This is a genomic window from Mesorhizobium sp. RIZ17 (genome assembly GCF_051127865.1).
Taxonomy (GTDB): Bacteria; Pseudomonadota; Alphaproteobacteria; order Rhizobiales; family Rhizobiaceae; genus Mesorhizobium; species Mesorhizobium humile.
In genome coordinates this window covers 4,670,296-4,686,869 of the sequence record NZ_CP147861.1, presented here as the reverse complement: position 1 = coordinate 4,686,869, position 16,574 = coordinate 4,670,296, and the positions used below count along the sequence as shown (strand labels likewise).

Sequence of the window (16,574 nt, the reverse complement as noted above, 5' to 3'; positions counted from 1 at the left end):
TGCCAGTTCTTTGCGTTCATGGGAACTGGTTTCCAGCTTAAAATTCAAACATCTATGGGAGAAAGCGCACGCTCGTGATGATCTTCGTGCGGTTCCCTGCGACGGGAACTACATCGGCCGTGCCGCGTCATAGAGACAGGCTCTTGTCGCGATCCTGGAGTGACACCGATGGTCAGGCTGCTTGTTGTCGTTGCATTGGCGCTCGCGCTTGCGTGCGGCGGGACGCTGGCAGCCAAGCTCGACGTCGCCGCCGTCAACCAGGCGCAATTCAGCGAAAGCGAGCCGAAAGGCGCCGATCCGATGCTGCTCAAAGCGCAGATCCTGCTCGACCGCGCCCGCTTCTCCCCCGGCCTGATCGACGGCCGCCTTTCCAATAGTTTTTCCAAGGCCGTCGCGGCCTTCCAGGCGGCGAACGGACTGCCCTCCGACGGCAAGCTCACGCGGGAGACCTGGGACAAGCTGGCGGCGACTTTCGCCGGTCCGGTGCTGACAAACTACCAGGTCACGCCCAAGGATGTGCGCGGGCCATTCACCAGGCGCATCCCCGCCCGCATGGAGCGGATGGCGGATCTGAAGCGGCTCGGCTATCGCAACGCGCGGGAAAAACTGGCGGAGCGCTTCCATGTCAGCGAACAATTGCTGAGGCTGCTCAATCCCAAAACCGGTTTCAGGAAGGCCGACACCACGCTGGTGGTGCCTGATGTCGGCCGCGGCCGTCCCCCCGCGGCCGTCGCCAGCGTCGAGGTCGACAAGGGCACCCGCCAGGTGCGCGCGCTCGATGCGTCAGGCAAAGCGCTCGCGGTCTATCCCGCCTCGATCGGCAGCGAGGAAAAGCCGGCGCCGAGCGGCGCGGCGGAGGTCAGGCGCGTGGTGCGCAATCCGACCTATCACTACAATCCGAAATTCGCCTTCAAGGGCGTCAAGAGCAAGCGGCCTTTCACCATCGCCAAGGGGCCGAACAATCCGGTGGGATCAGTCTGGATCGACCTCTCGATCGACAGCTATGGCATCCATGGCACGCCCGATCCCGGCAAGATCGGCACGACCTTTTCGCATGGCTGCATCCGGCTGACCAACTGGGACGCCGAAGACCTCGCCGCCATGGTCAAGCCGGGCACCAAAGTCGACTTCAAGGACGAGACGGCGCAGGACGGGCAGGCTCAGTAAGGCACCGTCAGGTCATGGTCTTGTATAGGGCGGCTGCATAAGCCCAATTTATTGTCATCCCTAATTTTTGAAGACGTTACACGGCCTTTCGCCGCCTGTAGCTTCGACCGCGGTTTTCTCAATACGGTCGGATTGGCGATTTGATGCAGACACATGCGCGGGTGGTGATCGTAGGCGGCGGCTGCGTCGGCGCGGGTATCCTTTATGGGCTGGCCAAGCGCGGCTGGACCGACGTGGCGCTGCTCGAGCGCACGCAGCTGACCGCCGGCTCGACCTGGCACGCAGCGGGGCTGATTCCGTCCTACGCCCGCAGCATCAATGTCGGGCGCATGATCAACAAGACGATCGAGATGTATGAAGGTCTCGAGGCCGAGACCGGGCAGCCGGTCGGCTGGCACAAATGCGGGCAGTTGCGCATCGCCAATTCGCGCGACCGGCTCGACGAATACAAGAGCTATATGAGCGTCGCCGAGGTGCAGGGCATGCGGGCGCAATTGCTGACGCCCGACGAAGCGCGAAAACTCTGGCCGCTGCTCGACAACAAAGAGATGCTTGGCGCGCTCTACCATCCCGATGACGGCCATATCGCGCCGGCCGACGTGACCAATGCCATGGCCAGGGGCGCGCGGGATCTTGGCGCAAAAGTCTACCTCAACACCGAGGTGACCGGCTTCAAGCGGACGCCGGGCGGCGAGTGGCTGGTGCAGACGAGCCAGGGCGACATCATCTGCGAGCATGTAATCTGCGCCACCGGCAACTACGCGCGCCAGACCGGCGCGCTGCTCGGCCTCGACATCCCGGCGATCCCGATCCTGCACCAGTACTGGATCACCGAAGCGGTGCCCGAGGTGGTGGAGCGCAAGCGCGCTGGCCGGCCCGAAATGCCGATCCTGCGCGACGAGGGTTTTGAGGGATATCTGCGCGAGGAAGGCGACGGGCTGATGTTCGGACCCTACGAACGCACCGAGCACCTCAAGTTGTTCGCCGAGGACGGCGTGCCCTCCTGGTTCGGCGCCGATCTGCTGGAAGAGGATTTCGAGGCGGTGTCGTGGAACTGGGAACAGGCACTGCAACTGGTCCCGGCGCTCGGGCGCGTCGGCATCAAGGCCAATGTGCGCGGCCCTTTCCAGATGACGGCGGACGAATTGCCTCTGATGGGGCCGGCCTGGGGATTGCCCAATGTGTGGCTGGCCGAAGGCGTGCCGGGCGGCATCCTGTGGGGCGGCACGATCGGCTATTACCTGTCGGAGCGGATCGTCGAGGGCGGCAACAGCCTCGATGTCTCCGACCTCGACCCGCGCCGCTTCGGCGACTACGCCAACAAGGCCTGGACACGCGAGAAGGTGCGCGAGGCCTGGGGCACGCATGCCGAGCAGAAATATCCCGGGCAGGACATGCCCGCCGGGCGGCCGCAGAAGACCGCGCCTTCCTATGACCGATTGACGGAACTGGGCGCGGTCTGGGGCGTGCTCAACGGATGGGAGATGCCCAACTGGTTCGCGCGCGACGGGGTCGAGGCCAAGGACCAGTATAGCTGGCGCTGGACGCAGAAGGGGAATCTTGTCGGCGAGGAGGTGCTGGCGGTGCGCAACGCCGTCGGCCTGGTCGAGATGACGCCGATGACCAAGTTCGAGGTGTCGGGGCCAGGCGCGGCCGCGTGGCTGGACGGGATCATCGCCAACCGCCTGCCCGCGGTCGGCAAGGTGACGCTGGCGCATCAGCTCACGGCGAGCGGCGGCGTTCAGGCGGAATATATGGTGGCGCGTCTCAACGAGGACCTGTTCTACCTGATCTCGACGCCGCGCGCCGAGCGCTGGAATTTCGACGATCTTTCCAGACTGCTGCCAGCCGACGGCAGCGTGGCCTTGAAGAACGTCACCAACGATCGCGGGTGTTTCACCGTCGTTGGCCCCAAGGCGCGCGAAGTGCTGCAGCCGCTGACCGAGATCGACCTTTCGAACGAGAGCTTCCCCTGGTTCGGCGTGAAGACCGGCAGCGTGGCTCTCGCCAGCGACGTGCGGCTGCTGCGCGTCAATTATGAAGGCGAGCTCGGCTGGGAGCTCTACCACCCCCTGCCCTATCAGCGGCAGTTGCTGGATGCGATCCTGAAGCAGGGCGAGAAGCACGGCATGCGGCTGGTCGGGCTGCACGCGCTGGAGTCGCTTCGGCTCGAAAAATCCTATCGTGCCATGTATCGCGACATGAACCCGGAGCTCAACGCGCTGGAGAGCGGGCTGGAGCGCTTCATCCGCCTCGACAAGGGCGACTTCGTCGGGCGCGACGCGGTTCTGAAATACAAGGAGCGCAACGACCAGCGCCGGTCGGTCACGCTCAGGATCGACACCGACGGCGCCAGCACGTTCGCCAATGAGGGGCTCTACAGCGACGGCAAACTGGTCGGCCGCATCACGTCCGGCGGCTATGGCTATGCGCTGGGGCATGACGTGGCGCTGGCGCTGCTGCCGGAGCGTTTTTCGAAACCCGGTACGAAGCTCGATGTCGCGATCCTCGGCGAATGGAAGGTCGCGGAGGTCGTGGCGGATTCGCCCTACGATCCGACCTCGGCCAGGGCGCGGATGTAAGACGGGCCCGCTTGAGGCCCCGTCGTCCATGCATTCCTTGATGGGAGCCGGGCATGCGCATCGATCGGATCAACGTCTATTCGGCACAACTGCCGGTCAAAAACGGCGTCTACCGCATGGCCAGCGCCGATGTCGACGCGCTGGACTCGACGCTGGTCGAAATCGTCACCGATGACGGTTTCGCCGGCTGGGGCGAGACCTGCCCGATCGGCCCGGTCTACCAGCCGCATCATGCGCTCGGCGCCCGCGCCGCGATCGCCGAAATCGCGCCCGGCCTCATCGGCTTGGAGATCGCCTCGATCAGGCTGCTGGCGAAGCGGATGGACGAGCGGCTAAACGGCCACGGCTATGCCAAGGCCGCCTTCGACATGGCCTTCCTTGACCTGCTTGGACAAAAGCTCGGCGTGCCGGTCTCGACGCTTCTGGGCGGCGCGCTGACCGACCGCGTGCCCACCTATTATTCGCTGATCGTCGGCCCGCCGGACGAAACGGCAAAAATCGCCGCCGACAAGGTGAAGGCCGGCTATCCGCGCCTGCAGGTGAAAATCGGCGGGCGCAATCTCGAAGAAGACGTGGCCGTCGTCCACAAGGTCTGGGAAGCGGTCGGCTACAGAGCGCGCATCGCCGTCGACGGCAACCGGGGCCTGACGGTCGCCGCCGCGATCCATCTCGACCGGCTCTGCCAAGAAGTCCCGTTCGTGTTCGAGCAGCCCTGCAACACGATGGACGAGATCGCTACGCTGAAGGGCCGCGTGACGCATCCGGTCTATCTCGACGAGAGCACCGAGGATCAGAACGCGGTGCTGCGGGCGATCTCGCTCGGCATTGCAGACGGTTTCGGCTTCAAGGTCACGCGCCTTGGCGGGCTCACCAAGATGACCACGGTGCGCGATCTTTGCGCCATCCGCTCGCTACCGCACAGCTGCGACGATGCCTGGGGCGGCGACATCATCGCGGCGGCCTGCGTGCATCTGGCTGCCACGGTGGAGCCGCGCCGCATGGAAGGTGCCTGGATCGCCCAGGAATATATCAAGGGCCATTTCGACCAGAAGCACCCGGTCGTCATCAAGCAAGGCCACATCGCAGTGCCGCAGCGGCCGGGGCTGGGCGTGAAACCGGAGCCCGGCATGTTCGGCAAGCCGGTGGCCATTTACGGGCCGTAACCCTTCGCGCGAGTCGCGCGATGGAGGCCTGGATTGCGCCGGTCGATCACTTCGAGAACGACGTGGATCGTTCCGCCCTGTCCTGCGTTCTTGTGACACGCAAGGAGGAACGGTGATGGACGACGATCGGACCGAGAAGATCAGGCAGCGCGCCTATGAGATCTTTCAACGCGAGGGCGGCATCCTCGGCAATCACGAACGGCATTGGCAGCAGGCCGAGTTGGAGATCGACCGCGAGGCGGCGTTGCCGATGACGGCGGACGATGCGCTGCCCGAAACGCGCGAGATCGACAGCGCGGACGTGCTCACGGTGGAAGCGCTTGCCATGCGCACCGGCATCTCGGGCGACGAGGCGCAGGAACTGCTCGACAGGCTGGGCAACGACCGCGCGGCGATCGAGCAGGCGGCGCGGAGTCTCAAGGCGAAACGGCGCAGCTGATCGCGGCTGCGTTCCAGGATCAGAACGACTGGCATGCCCCAGGCACTTCCTTGGCGCCTACGCGCGTGCGCTCCCAATCCGGGTTGACAGGACAATCATCGCGCCTTAGCTTCGCGTTAGTGGCCACTAACGCGAAATACTGGGCAGCACTGGGCGATCCGACACGGCGCACGATCTTTGAACTGCTGGTCAACCGACCCAGTTCGGTCAGCGGGCTGGCTAGTGCGTTGCCCGTGACGCGGCCGGCGGTCTCGCAGCACCTGAAGGTTCTCAAGGATGCCGGACTGGTGGCCGAAACGCGCTCGGGCAAGGAGCGCATCTACCGGATCGATCCGGATGGGCTCGCGGCGTTTCGCGCGGAGATCGACCAGTTCTGGATGAAGACGCTCGCCGCATACAAGCTGACCGTCGAGCAACCGACAAAGGACGAGACATGATCAAGCGATCGGCGCCTGCTCCCGTAAAACATTCGGTCGTCGTCGAGGCGCCGATCGCGCGCGCCTTCAAGGTGTTCACCGAGGATTTCGGCAGCTTCAAGCCGCGCGAGCACAATCTGCTTGCCGTCCCGATCGCGGAAACGATCTTCGAGCCGCGCGTCGGCGGCCACGTCTACGACCGCGGCGTCGACGGTAGCGAATGCCGCTTCGCCCGCGTGCTGGCCTACGAGCCGCCCAACCGGCTGCTTCTGAGCTGGGACATCAACCCGCGCTGGCAGATCGAGACCGACCTCGCCAGGACAAGCGAGTGGGAGGTCCGCTTCACCGCCGAGGCGGAAAACCGCACCCGGGTCGAAATCGAGCACCGCCATATCGAGCGCCACGGCCAGGGCTGGGAAAGCGTGCGCGGCGGGGTCGACAGCGATCAGGGCTGGCCGCTCTACCTGCAGCGGTTCCAGGCGCTTTTTCTCCGGGCGGGGTGACGGCAGCGCCGTGCTCGAGGGGTATGGCCCGCACGGCAGCGATCGAGGAGCGCAAAGAATGGAAGCCTATTGGTTGAGCACCCTCGGCGTGCTTGCGCTCTGTCTCCTGTCGGTGGCGCTGGCGGTCCATTCCGGCTCGTCCAAGGGATTTGCGGGCAAGCTTTCGGGACCGGTGATCCCGGCGGATGACGACAACCCGCTCTACAGGATCGACCGCGTCCACATGAACTCGGTCGAGGCGCTGGGCCCCTTTGTCGTGCCCGTGGTGCTGGCGATGATGGTCGGCGTCGGGCCGCTGACGCTGGCCGTGCTGGTCTGGGCGCACGTGGCGATACGCCTCGTCCACATGATCATCTATCTGCGCGGCGGGAACGCGGCCAAGGGGGGCAGCGTCAGGACGATCCTCTATGTCTCCGGAGCGCTGGTCACGCTTGTCCTCATCCTCGTGACAGGCTGGGCGGCGCTTCGCTGAGCAGCGCCCCGCTTTTCGCTCCGTCGCCGGAACCCGGAGCCCGAAAAGAGGTTCATCCCTGTACAACCACAGGAGATGCGCCATGGACCACACCAGCCACGTAAGACTGACCAACGCAGAGCTCACGCCCGACATCCTCGAAGGCGCCACCATCTACGGCCCGGATGACGAGAAGATCGGCTCGGTCGACCACCTGCACGGCAGCCAGGTCGTCATCGATGTCGGCGGCTTCCTCGGCATCGGTGCCAAGCCGGTGGCCGTCACCGCCAGCCAACTCGATTTCATGCGCGACGAGGACGGCGACGTGCATGCCGTCACAAGCTGGACGAAGGATCAACTCAAGGCGATGCCGGAGCATCGCGACTGACGAAGCTTCGCGATCGTGAGTGTTCAGAAGACCGGCCCGGCAATTTGCCGGGTCGTTTTTTGCCCTACGCGGCACATTTTAGCGCCTGACGAGCGTCAAAGCAGATTGCCTCCTGCGTCGCAAAATCTTGCGTCCGTGAGATTGTTCATGTCCGTGTCACAGGCCTCTATTGTACTTCACGGATCGAACCCTGGAGGAGGCAAGGCGATGCGGTGGAAAGCTGCGGCGGCATTTTCCCTGGCGGCAATGTCGACGAGCCTGGCGATTTGCGGCCAGGCGCTGGCCTGGGGCCAGGAGGGGCATGCGGTGATCGCGGAGATCGCGCAGCACAGGCTCAGCCGGAACGCCTATGACGTCATCGAGCAGCTTTTGCGCTCGCACCTGAAGCTCAAGCCGCCGGCCACCGTCTCGCTGGCCTCGGTGGCAAGCTGGGCCGACGACTATCGCGCCGACAATCACAAGGAGACGTCGAACTGGCATTTCATCGACATTCCGCTGGCCTCCAAACCCGGCGACGCGAGCGCCAGCGCCACCGCCTATGATCCGGCGCGCGACTGCAAGGACAATACGAGTTTCGGCTTCTGCCTGATGCGGGCGCTGCCGGCGCAGGAGAAGATCCTGGCCGATCCGGCAAAGAGCGACGAGGAGCGCTGGCAGGCGTTGGCCTTCGTCATCCACTTGGTCGGCGATCTGTCGCAGCCGCTGCATTGTGTCGAGCGCCTGGATGGCAGCCAGGGCGACCAGGGCGGCAACACGCTGACGGTGAGTTTCAACGTTTACCGGCCGAAGCCGGACGGCTCGACCTACCGCGACCTTACGACGTTCCACGCGGTGTGGGATTCAAGCCTCATCCTGTTCAAATACTACGACTGGGGCAAGGTCGCGCTCGACCTCGAAACCGATGTGATCCCGCATCTGCCCGCCATGCCGGTGGCCGACCAGACGCCGGAGAAATGGCTGACCGAATGCCATGAGAAAGCGGAAGACGCCTATCGCGCGCTGCCCAAGGGCACGACGATCAAGTCCGACAATCCGCACGCGGTGATCCTTGACCAGGCCTATTTCGACCAGTTCTCGCCGGTGGCGGTCGAGCAGCTCGCGCTCGGCGGCCTGCACCTGGCCGCCGTGCTCGACGAGACGCTGGCGGCGGACAAGTAGCGCCGCTATCGGCGCACGGCGGCGACGAGACAGGCGCAAAGCCCTACATTGACGGTCGCGGCCAATGCAAGCATGGTCAGGACAAGGCTGCCGCCGCCCATGCCAAGAAGCACTGCCCCGATCGAGGGCGCCGCCGCCTGGGCGATCAGGCTCGGCGTTGCGAGCTTGCCCATCAGCGCGGCGTATTGGTGTGGATCGAACAGCACCAGCGGCAGCGCGCCGCGCGCGATCGTATGGATGCCGTTGCCCGCGCCATAGAGGATCAACGCGAGAGCAACGAATGTCTGGCTCGCCAGGAGCAGCCAGATGCCGGCGGCAAGCAGCGATACGGATGTCAGCATCGTCCAGATCGGATGATGCCGGTTGCGGCCGATGAGCAGCTCCGCCACGCGCGCGCCGACCTGCGACGGGCCGACCAGGGCGCCGAGGCCGACGGCGGCTGCCAGCCCCACGCCGCGCAATTGCAACAGCGTCAGCAGGTGGACGGAAAGCATCGAGGCGATGATCGCGGCCAATGTCTGGATCGAAGCCAGCAGGATGAAGCGTGCCCGCGTCCTGCCCGAAGCCGAGGCCTCTTTCCGCCTGTCTTTCACCGGCGCGGGCGCGGCGGCCGGGGGCGCCGGTATCATCCAGAGATGGAGCGGCAGACAGATCGCCAGATGGATCGCGGCATAGGCAAGGCAGGCGATGCGCCAGCCGCCATGCTCGACAAGGAAGGCGCTGAGCGGCCAGCAGACGGTGCTGGCGAAGCCGCCGAACAGCGTCAGGTTGGTGATGGCGCCACGCGCGCCCTGTCCATAGAGCCGACCCAGCGTGGCGAAGCCGGCATCGTAGAGGCCGCTCGACATGCCCAGCCCCATGAGCAGCCAGGCAATCAGGTAAACGGGATAAGCGGTTGCCGTCGCCAGCAACAAATGCGCGGCCGCCAGCAGCAACGAGCTCGCGGCAAGCACCGGCCGGCCGCCATGGCGCTGGATCAGCCGCCCGGTGAAGGGAGACGCAAGTCCGGCAAGCAGGAGCCCGCAGGATAGGCCGGCAACGACGGAGGCGAGCGACCAGCCGGTATCCCTGGCAATCGGCGCGGCAAGCACGGCGGGCAGGTAGTAGGACGATCCCCAGGCGAGAATCTGCGTGATGCCGAGGGCGGAAACGAGGACATGGCGATTGCGCGCAGTCGAAACAGGCGCTTCGGCCTTCACGGATCGCTCAAAGCCCATTATCTGTCGAGCTCAAATGGGAGAGCACATGCGTATCGCGGTGATCGACGAGGCAGAGGCAAAGGCCCAGATCGGCTCCCTCGCCGAGATATTGATGCAGAGCATCGAGGACGGGGCGCTTGTCGGCTTCGTCCTGCCGTTCAGCGCCGAACAGGCGCAGTCCTATTGGCAAGAGGTCTTCAGCTCCGTGGCGGAAGGAGAGCGCCTGCTCATCTGCGCCTATCTCGAGGACAAGCTGGTCGGCACCGTCCAGCTCTATCTGTCGCCGGAGCCGAATGCGCTGCACCGGGCGGAGGTCTACATGCTTCTCGTGCATCGAGATTTTCAACGGCAAGGCATCGGTTCCGCGCTCATGGCATCCGTCGAAGACGAGGCAAGGAAGAGAAAGCGCTCCCTGCTCCTTCTCGACACCGCCGAAGGCGGAGCGAGCGAGCGGCTCTATCGGCGGATGAATTGGCGGGAAGTCGGCGTCGTGCCGCATCATTTCGTCGACCCGTTCGGCAAGCCAAGAGCCTCGATCTATTTCATGAAGCATCTAACGCCCTAGCCCTGTTTTCAGGTAGCTGGCGTGTAGACCTTCTCGCCATCCTCCTTGACGAATTCGCGCACCGGATTGTCGAGCAGCGGGAGCACCGCCTCCGACGGCCGGCAGAGTTTTGTGCCCTTCGGCGTCTCGACGATGGGTCGATTGATGAGGATCGGATGGGCGAGCATGAAATCGACCAGCTCGTCGTCGCTCCATTTCGGGTCGGCAAGGCCGAGCGCGGCGTAAGGCGTTCCCTTCTCCCGCAACAGTTCGCGCGGAGTTATGCCCATCGCGCCGATCAGTTCGAGCAGCCTTTCGCGGTCCGGCGGCGTCTTCAGATATTCGATCACGACGGGGTCTTCGCCGCTGGCGCGGATCATGGCGAGCGTGTTGCGGGAGGTGCCGCAGTCAGGGTTGTGATAGATGGTGACCGTCATGGCTCTGCTTTCGAAGGTTGCTGGATGATCCTGGGCCGCAGCAGCCAACCCATCAGCGCCAGCGCGATCAAGGCGCCGAGCAGTTCGGCGACGACGAAGCCGGGCAGATCGAGCGGCCTGATGCCGGAAAACGTGTTGGTCAGCGAACGCGCCAGGGCGACGGCCGGATTGGCGAAGGACGTCGAAGCGGTGAACCAGTAGGCGGCGGTAATGTAGAGGCCGACTAGCCAGGGCACGGCCTTGAGATCGAAGCGCAGTCCGGCAAGGATGGTGGCGACCAGCCCAAATGTCGCGACGCCTTCGGAGAACCATTGTGCCGGCCCGGCGCGCATCTTCGTTGCGACCTCCAGCATCGGCAGGGCGAACATGAGATGCGCAGCGATCGTGCCGGCAATGCCGCCGGCGAGCTGCGCGACGAGATAGGCGGGAAGATCGCGGGCTGGCAGCGACCGGTTGAGGCAGAGCACCAGCGAAACGGCCGGATTGAAATGCGCGCCGGAGATCGGCCCGAGGATGGTGATCAACACCACCAGCATAGCGCCGGTTGCCAACGTGTTGCCAAGCAGCGCCAGCGCCGTGTCATGCGTCAGGGTCTCGGCCATGATACCGGAGCCGACGACTGTCGCCACCAGCAAGCCGGTGCCCAGCGCTTCAGCCACGAACCGGCGCGAGAGATCGAAGGCATTCATCGGCTGGCCTTCGGCCGGGCAACGGGTGCGGCGGTCATTGCCGGCTCCTCTCGCCCGGCCGGCAGCAAGGGGCGGCAAGCGCCGGTGCGCAGATTTCCGGGCGACCCGAGCAGCAATCCTCCATGAGGAAACGGATCAGCCCGGACAGCGCGTCGTATTCGGCGCTGTAGACGATCGAGCGGGCATCACGTCGCGCGGTCACGAGGCCGGCACGCTCCAGTTCCTTGAGGTGGAAGCTGACATTGGAAGGCGAGACCTCGACTTTTTCGGCGAGCGAACCGGCGGCAATACCTTCCGGTCCGGCAACGACCAGCAGGCGCAGCAGGCGCAGGCGCGTTTCCTGCGACAGCGCGCCAAAGGCGATCAGGGCTTGACGTTCATCCACGTTTCAATAATCCTTGAAATATTGAAATGAGGAATAGCCGACATGCTCTCTTCTGACAATCGGAAAAACGTCGCTCCGACGGATCCATCCGACCTGACCATCGGCGACCTGCTGATGGCACTGGCCGATCACAAGGACAGGCCGTTGGTGTTCCGCTATGACGGGCGGCCGGTAAAGCCGGGCTACCATGTCACCGAGGTGAAAGCGGGACAGTTCTCGGCGCTGGATTGCGAGGCGAATCCGGAATCATGGTCGGAAATCTTCGTCCAGCTATGGGACGTGGACGAAGGCGGGCCGGTCCACATGCCGGCCGGCAAGTTCGCAGCGATCATCCGCAAGGTGGCGGACCATGTCGCGCTCGATCAGGCTGCGAAGCTGACCTTCGAGGTCAGCGACGGCGTGCGCCCGATGGAACTGCACCGGGCGGCGCAGCCGAGCCTCGTCGGCGGGGCCGTCGAGGTGGATCTGTCGCCACGACCATCAAGCTGCAAGCCGCGTGACCGCTGGCTCAAGCAACAGGCGGCGGCAGCAAGCCAGCCTTGCTGCGGCGCGAGCCGCTGCTGTTGATCCTGCGACGGTCGCGCGACGCTGCTAGAATCTGATCATGCCGTTGGCCTGCAACAGGTAAAGGCCCACGAGAACGATGGCGATCAGCGCCACCCAAACGGCTGTCCTGCTCATTCGCAAATCCCTGTTGATCCGGCAATGAACGCGCGCGCCGGTTGCGTTCCATGTGTACCGGGTTGCACGTCGCCTGGGGCAGGATCAAGTGACGAATTGGTGAGACTGCCGCGCGTCAGTCCTTCGGCGCGTTGCTGTAGAGCGCCACGCCGACGCGGTCGTTGCGCCGCCACCGCACCAGGGCGCGATATGCCATATCGTCGGCTGGAACCTCGAGCAGGAAGCGGTCCGGGATCTCCACATCGGCGCCGACGCGCAATTCGGCACCCTGCTCGTGCTGGTTCCTGACCGAGCAGCCGATCCTGACGCCATTGGCGATGATCGTGGCTTCCTTGAGCACGAATTCGCGCGCATGAAGACGACGCTCGGTCTCGGGATAGTCGGCCATATCCGGCGGGCTCCTCAGGCAAAAGTTCTCCTCGCCACGAACCAGTATAATAGCCGCGAGGCGTTTCCGTTCCGTTAGCGATCACTGAAACGGCGAAGCTCGGCCTGGCCTGCTGCCGCTGGTCGGCAGGTGAAGGATCCCAGCGCTATTTCGTGCCGACAACGACCCCGCTGGCGTGCAGCACCCAGCGGCGTCCGTCGCCGCGGAACTCGGTGAGCGACAACGGCTCGATGTCGATCTTCCAGACCGAGGAAAGCGGCGCGCCCAACACATGCACCATGGCGGCGCGGATCGGCACGGGATGGGTGAGCGCGATGGTGTGGCCGCTCTCGGGGGCAAGGCGCTCCATCAGCGCGGCACCCCGCCGGGCGACGGCGGCAAGCGACTCACCGCCATGGGGTGCTGCGTCCACATCCGCGAACCAGGCCGCCATGCCTTCCGGGTCCTCGACCTGCACCTCCTCGAAGCCCTTGCCGGCCCAGCGTCCGAAATCCTGCTGGCCAAGCAGCGGCTCGACCGTCGCGTCAAGGCCGAGTGCCTCAGCGGTCTGCCGCGCGGCAAGCGCCGGGCTCGTCCAGACGCGGTCGGCGCGGCGCAGCGAAGCGGCCAGTGCGCCGGCGCGATCGAGAGCCCGCGGCTCCGGCGCCTCGTCGTTCGGAAAGCGACCCTTGCGCGTGGCCTGCGTCGCACCGCTTGCAATCATCGTCAGGCGGGCGAGCATCCCAAAACTCCGTGGTCCAGTGAAATTTCGGCCGCGCGAAGCCTGTTGGCCATTACATGTCGTTGACAGGCGAACGAAGTGCTGACAAGTGTTTTAGCGCTATACGGGATTGGAAGCCGGTGCGAGTCCGGCACGGTCGCGCCACTGTGATCGGCACCAGCCGAAAGTCAGGCCTTATTCCGCAGCATTTGTTCGATCAACGGGACGCAGTATCCCACGGGAGGTCAATATGTCCGACACCACCTTCGCCCCCAGCTACGGTCCGGTTGCTATTCCGGTCCGCGAGCTTCTGCCCTGGGCAATCTTCGCCGGCCTGATGCTGATGCTGATGATCTATTTCGTCGGCGCGGAAGAAGGCGCGACGTCGCTGATCCGCGGCACGGCGGTGCACGAATTCGTGCATGACGGCCGCCACCTGCTCGGCTTCCCCTGCCACTAAAGCGGTTCGGCATCGCTGAACCGTCCTAAGGTTTGGTCTAACGCAATTCCGGACGGAAAATCGCTATGCGTTTTTCCGTCGGATTGTTTGAAAGGCTGCTGACATGGTCGGAAAACTTTTGCTGCGCGGCATGCTTGTCGGGTTGGTCGCTGGGATTCTGGCGTTTGCCTTCGCGCGCGTCTACGGCGAGCCGCAGGTCGACAAGGCGATCGCCTTCGAGGAACAGCAGGCCCAGGCCGCCGGCGAAGCGCCGGAGCCCGAGATGGTCAGCCGCGCCATCCAGGCCGGCATCGGCCTTGCTACCGGCGTGCTGGTCTATGGCGCGGCGCTCGGCGGGCTGTTCTCGCTGGTCTTTGCCTATGCCTATGGCCGCCTGGGCTCGCTTGGGCCGCGCGGGACCTCGGCGCTACTGGCGCTGCTCGGCTTCCTGGCCGTGATCGTGGTGCCCAGCCTCAAATATCCGGCGAACCCGCCGGCCGTCGGCAACCCCGAGACCATCGCCTACCGCACGGAACTGTTCTTCATCATGATCGTGATCTCGATCGCGGCGATGGTGGCGGCGGTCGGGCTGGCGCAGGGGCTGTGGAACAGGCTCGGCGCCTGGAACGCCTCGATCGTGGCAGGGCTCGCCTTCCTGGTGGTCTTCGCGCTGGTGAAGGCAGCACTCCCCGACATCAACGAGGTGCCGGAAAGCTTCTCGGCGACAGTGCTGTGGCAGTTCCGCGTCGCCTCGCTCGGCATCCAGCTCGTGCTCTGGACCGTTGTGGGGCTCGGCTTCGGCGCGGTCGCCGAGCGCGTGGTCGCGCAGCGCGACCAGCGCGGCCCTGCCCGCCGCTACGCCTGAATTCCGATGCGTCGGCCGCCACGGTTGTTTGCCCTGGCGGCCATTTTCCTTTTGACGATCTGGCAGTCGCTTCTGATCGCCATTCCGGCCGAGGCGCATAGCGGATCCTCGGCCCCGCCTCCCCCGGGCATCCAGATCCCCAGCCTCACGCATGGCCAGATGGCGGTGATGGCGCGCTACCGCGGTGAGATCATCGATCTCGCCCAGCGCCAGACGGTGACCGACCCGACCTTCCGGCGGCTCTACAATCACGGCAATTTGCAATTCACCTACTGCCTCTGGGGCCTGATGCCGGGCAGCCTCGGCGACGAGGAAAGCCCTTTCAACGAATGCAGCCATGCCTATCTCGCCACCGCCAAGGCGCTGCTCACCTATATGGCGACGATGCCGGCAGCCACGCGTCAGGCCAAGGCGCTGATCTCAGACATCGATGCCGACATGGTGCGCGGCGGCGCGTCCTGGATCCTGTGCCAGTATAGCGGCGAGGCCTTCAGCACCGGCGCGGTCGTCGAGCCCAGATGGCGGGACATGTTCTTCCACCTGCCGAGCCTGGCGGTCGTCCTGGCCATGACCGCGGCGCTGATGACGGCTGCGTGGTCGATCTTCGGCGCGAGACGGGTACGCGCTGTTTAACCGACTCAGGCCGGCTGACCGAGTCGAGATGCCAGGTAGCGCGGCTCGTTGTGCTGCGCGGATCGCGCCAGGCAGCGCGACTACTTCGAGCGCACCCCATAGGCGGCAAGGAACGCTTCGACCGAGGCATCGGCGTGGCGCTCGAGGTCGGCTTTCGAGCGCGGGTTGCTTCCGGTGAACATGGCCTCGTTCATCGGGATCCAAAGCAGCATTCCAAAGAAATGGCTGGCCGCCAAACGGGGATCGCCGGTTTGCAACAGGCCTCGGCTGGTGAGTTTTTGAAAGCACGCCCCCACCGAGGCAAGCATGCGCTCAAAGCCCTTGTCGTACCAGCTGCGGCCAAGCTGCGGCATCCGATCGGCATTGGCGATGATCAGACGCCGGAGCCTCAGCAACTCGTTGTTCATCAGCGTGGTGGTCAGTTGGCGGGCAAGCTGCTGCAGGCCGCCCTCCAGGAATTTCGCCTCGGAAAGCAACACCGTCACGGACTCGACAACGTCGTTGGTCTGAGAAGCGGTGGACTCCACGACTTCACTGAAAAGCGTCTCCTTGTCCTTGAAATGCTTGTAGACGGTCTGCTTGGAAGCGCCCGCCCGGGTGGCGATCTCCTCCATGCTGGTCCCATCGTAGCCCTTGGCGATGAACGCGGCGGTCGCCGCTTCGATGATCTCACGATCCTTGCGGGCCGATCTGGTCTCAACAGCAATTTTCATAGCGCCTCGCGATCAGTACTAGACGGTACCGTTCCCATATGATAGTCACAGTACTAGACTGACTAGTACCCGTCAATGAAATGGAGGTTCGACCCGATGACCCAGATGCTCTTCCTCAATCTGCCGGTGCGCAATCTGCAGGCAGCGACGAAGTTTTATCTCGCCATCGGCGGCACGCTCAACCCGCAGTTCTCGAATGACCAGGCCAGCTCGATCATGTTCTCCGAATCGATCGGGGTCATGTTGCTGACGCACCAACACTACAGCCAGTTCACGGCCCGGCCGATCGGCGATGCCAAGCGCGAGAGCCAGATGCTGATCGCGCTGACCGTCGATAGCAAGGACGCGGTCAATGCGGTAATCGAGAAAGGCGTTGCGGCCGGCGGCCGCGCCGATCCCAACCCGGTGCAGGATCTCGGTTTCATGTTCAACCGCCACATAGAAGACCCGGATGGCAATGTCTGGGAGTTCCTCTGGATGAACCCCTCGGCCATGCAATAGACCGTCTGTAGCGCCCCTATGCCGGAATGACACCATGGAAGCGACGGGCACTCGCCCGTCGCTTCCATGTCCGGGCATGCCTGCAATCGTCCTTGACCAACCTTGACATCTATGTGTCCACGCCGGCGGCGTG

22 protein-coding genes and 1 riboswitch are annotated in these 16,574 nt (G+C 64.5%); of the genes, 15 read left to right on the top strand and 7 right to left on the bottom strand.

Annotated elements, in window-relative coordinates; all coding sequences use genetic code 11:
- The first annotated feature begins 168 nt into the window (after positions 1 to 168).
- From WDX12_RS22555 to WDX12_RS22515, 9 genes are all read left to right on the top strand, one after another.
- A complete protein-coding gene (locus WDX12_RS22555) occupies positions 169 to 1,167 on the top strand; it encodes a L,D-transpeptidase family protein (protein WP_434722071.1) in 999 nt (332 codons plus the stop codon).
- Between the two features lie 143 nt (positions 1,168 to 1,310).
- A complete protein-coding gene (locus WDX12_RS22550; protein ID WP_434722070.1) occupies positions 1,311 to 3,749 on the top strand; it encodes a GcvT family protein in 2,439 nt (812 codons plus the stop codon).
- A 53-nt stretch (positions 3,750 to 3,802) separates the two neighbouring features.
- Positions 3,803 to 4,912, top strand: coding sequence for a mandelate racemase/muconate lactonizing enzyme family protein (locus WDX12_RS22545; protein ID WP_434722069.1), 1,110 nt, complete (start codon positions 3,803 to 3,805; stop codon positions 4,910 to 4,912).
- A 115-nt stretch (positions 4,913 to 5,027) separates the two neighbouring features.
- Complete coding sequence (locus WDX12_RS22540) at positions 5,028 to 5,351, top strand: DUF2934 domain-containing protein (protein WP_434722068.1); 324 nt, start codon at positions 5,028 to 5,030, stop codon at positions 5,349 to 5,351.
- A 119-nt stretch (positions 5,352 to 5,470) separates the two neighbouring features.
- Complete coding sequence (locus WDX12_RS22535; protein ID WP_320296395.1) at positions 5,471 to 5,788, top strand: ArsR/SmtB family transcription factor; 318 nt, start codon at positions 5,471 to 5,473, stop codon at positions 5,786 to 5,788.
- Positions 5,785 to 6,270, top strand: a complete 486-nt coding sequence (locus tag WDX12_RS22530) for an SRPBCC family protein (protein ID WP_434722067.1) — start codon at positions 5,785 to 5,787, stop codon at positions 6,268 to 6,270. Before WDX12_RS22535 ends, WDX12_RS22530 begins: the two co-directional genes overlap by 4 nt.
- 58 nt (positions 6,271 to 6,328) lie before the next feature.
- The gene (locus WDX12_RS22525) at positions 6,329 to 6,742 is read left to right on the top strand and encodes an MAPEG family protein (RefSeq protein WP_434722066.1); all 414 of its coding nucleotides are present in this window, start codon (positions 6,329 to 6,331) and stop codon (positions 6,740 to 6,742) included.
- An 82-nt stretch (positions 6,743 to 6,824) separates the two neighbouring features.
- Complete coding sequence (locus WDX12_RS22520; protein WP_040980340.1) at positions 6,825 to 7,109, top strand: hypothetical protein; 285 nt, start codon at positions 6,825 to 6,827, stop codon at positions 7,107 to 7,109.
- Between the two features lie 207 nt (positions 7,110 to 7,316).
- Positions 7,317 to 8,267, top strand: coding sequence for a S1/P1 nuclease (locus WDX12_RS22515; protein WP_434722065.1), 951 nt, complete (start codon positions 7,317 to 7,319; stop codon positions 8,265 to 8,267).
- A 5-nt stretch (positions 8,268 to 8,272) separates the two neighbouring features.
- Here the strand turns inward: WDX12_RS22515 and WDX12_RS22510 are convergent, their stop codons facing one another.
- Positions 8,273 to 9,466, bottom strand: a complete 1,194-nt coding sequence (locus tag WDX12_RS22510; RefSeq protein ID WP_434722064.1) for an MFS transporter — start codon at positions 9,464 to 9,466, stop codon at positions 8,273 to 8,275.
- A gap of 46 nt (positions 9,467 to 9,512) precedes the next feature.
- On the opposite strand from WDX12_RS22510, the gene WDX12_RS22505 reads away from it, so the two are divergent.
- Positions 9,513 to 10,031, top strand: coding sequence for a GNAT family N-acetyltransferase (locus tag WDX12_RS22505; RefSeq protein ID WP_434722063.1), 519 nt, complete (start codon positions 9,513 to 9,515; stop codon positions 10,029 to 10,031).
- An 8-nt stretch (positions 10,032 to 10,039) separates the two neighbouring features.
- On the opposite strand, the gene arsC is transcribed toward WDX12_RS22505, so the two are convergent.
- From arsC to WDX12_RS22490, 3 genes are read right to left on the bottom strand one after another with little or no spacing between them, the layout of a single operon-like run.
- Entirely contained in the window at positions 10,040 to 10,447 is a 408-nt protein-coding gene (gene arsC / locus WDX12_RS22500) for an arsenate reductase (glutaredoxin) (protein WP_434722062.1), read from the bottom strand.
- On the bottom strand, positions 10,444 to 11,136 hold the full coding sequence (locus WDX12_RS22495; protein ID WP_320296158.1) for an MIP/aquaporin family protein: 693 nt from the start codon (positions 11,134 to 11,136) through the stop codon (positions 10,444 to 10,446). Before WDX12_RS22495 ends, arsC begins: the two co-directional genes overlap by 4 nt.
- Before the next feature lie 34 nt (positions 11,137 to 11,170).
- A complete protein-coding gene (locus WDX12_RS22490; protein WP_320296159.1) occupies positions 11,171 to 11,521 on the bottom strand; it encodes an ArsR/SmtB family transcription factor in 351 nt (116 codons plus the stop codon).
- 42 nt (positions 11,522 to 11,563) lie between these two features.
- Between WDX12_RS22490 and WDX12_RS22485 the strand changes: the two genes are divergently transcribed.
- Entirely contained in the window at positions 11,564 to 12,088 is a 525-nt protein-coding gene (locus tag WDX12_RS22485) for a DUF6428 family protein (protein WP_434722061.1), read from the top strand.
- A gap of 229 nt (positions 12,089 to 12,317) precedes the next feature.
- Here the strand turns inward: WDX12_RS22485 and WDX12_RS22480 are convergent, their stop codons facing one another.
- A complete protein-coding gene (locus tag WDX12_RS22480) occupies positions 12,318 to 12,590 on the bottom strand; it encodes a PilZ domain-containing protein (RefSeq protein WP_434722060.1) in 273 nt (90 codons plus the stop codon).
- Between the two features lie 145 nt (positions 12,591 to 12,735).
- Complete coding sequence (locus tag WDX12_RS22475) at positions 12,736 to 13,311, bottom strand: histidine phosphatase family protein (RefSeq protein WP_434722059.1); 576 nt, start codon at positions 13,309 to 13,311, stop codon at positions 12,736 to 12,738.
- Between the two features lie 84 nt (positions 13,312 to 13,395).
- Positions 13,396 to 13,541: riboswitch (adenosylcobalamin (AdoCbl) riboswitch) on the top strand.
- Here WDX12_RS22475 and WDX12_RS22470 point away from each other — a divergent pair.
- The 3 genes from WDX12_RS22470 to WDX12_RS22460 all read left to right on the top strand — a co-directional run bounded on the left by WDX12_RS22470 (position 13,541) and on the right by WDX12_RS22460 (position 15,227).
- Positions 13,541 to 13,750, top strand: a complete 210-nt coding sequence (locus tag WDX12_RS22470) for a CbtB domain-containing protein (protein ID WP_112100494.1) — start codon at positions 13,541 to 13,543, stop codon at positions 13,748 to 13,750. Its footprint overlaps the riboswitch before it by 1 nt.
- A gap of 103 nt (positions 13,751 to 13,853) precedes the next feature.
- Positions 13,854 to 14,594 (top strand): CbtA family protein, encoded by a 741-nt coding sequence (locus WDX12_RS22465; protein ID WP_434722058.1) that lies wholly within the window; start codon positions 13,854 to 13,856, stop codon positions 14,592 to 14,594.
- 6 nt (positions 14,595 to 14,600) lie between these two features.
- On the top strand, positions 14,601 to 15,227 hold the full coding sequence (locus WDX12_RS22460; RefSeq protein WP_434722057.1) for a hypothetical protein: 627 nt from the start codon (positions 14,601 to 14,603) through the stop codon (positions 15,225 to 15,227).
- A gap of 80 nt (positions 15,228 to 15,307) precedes the next feature.
- On the opposite strand, the gene WDX12_RS22455 is transcribed toward WDX12_RS22460, so the two are convergent.
- A complete protein-coding gene (locus WDX12_RS22455) occupies positions 15,308 to 15,940 on the bottom strand; it encodes a TetR/AcrR family transcriptional regulator (protein ID WP_434722056.1) in 633 nt (210 codons plus the stop codon).
- A gap of 96 nt (positions 15,941 to 16,036) precedes the next feature.
- Between WDX12_RS22455 and WDX12_RS22450 the strand changes: the two genes are divergently transcribed.
- A complete protein-coding gene (locus tag WDX12_RS22450; protein ID WP_434722055.1) occupies positions 16,037 to 16,441 on the top strand; it encodes a VOC family protein in 405 nt (134 codons plus the stop codon).
- The last annotated feature ends 133 nt before the right edge of the window (positions 16,442 to 16,574 follow it).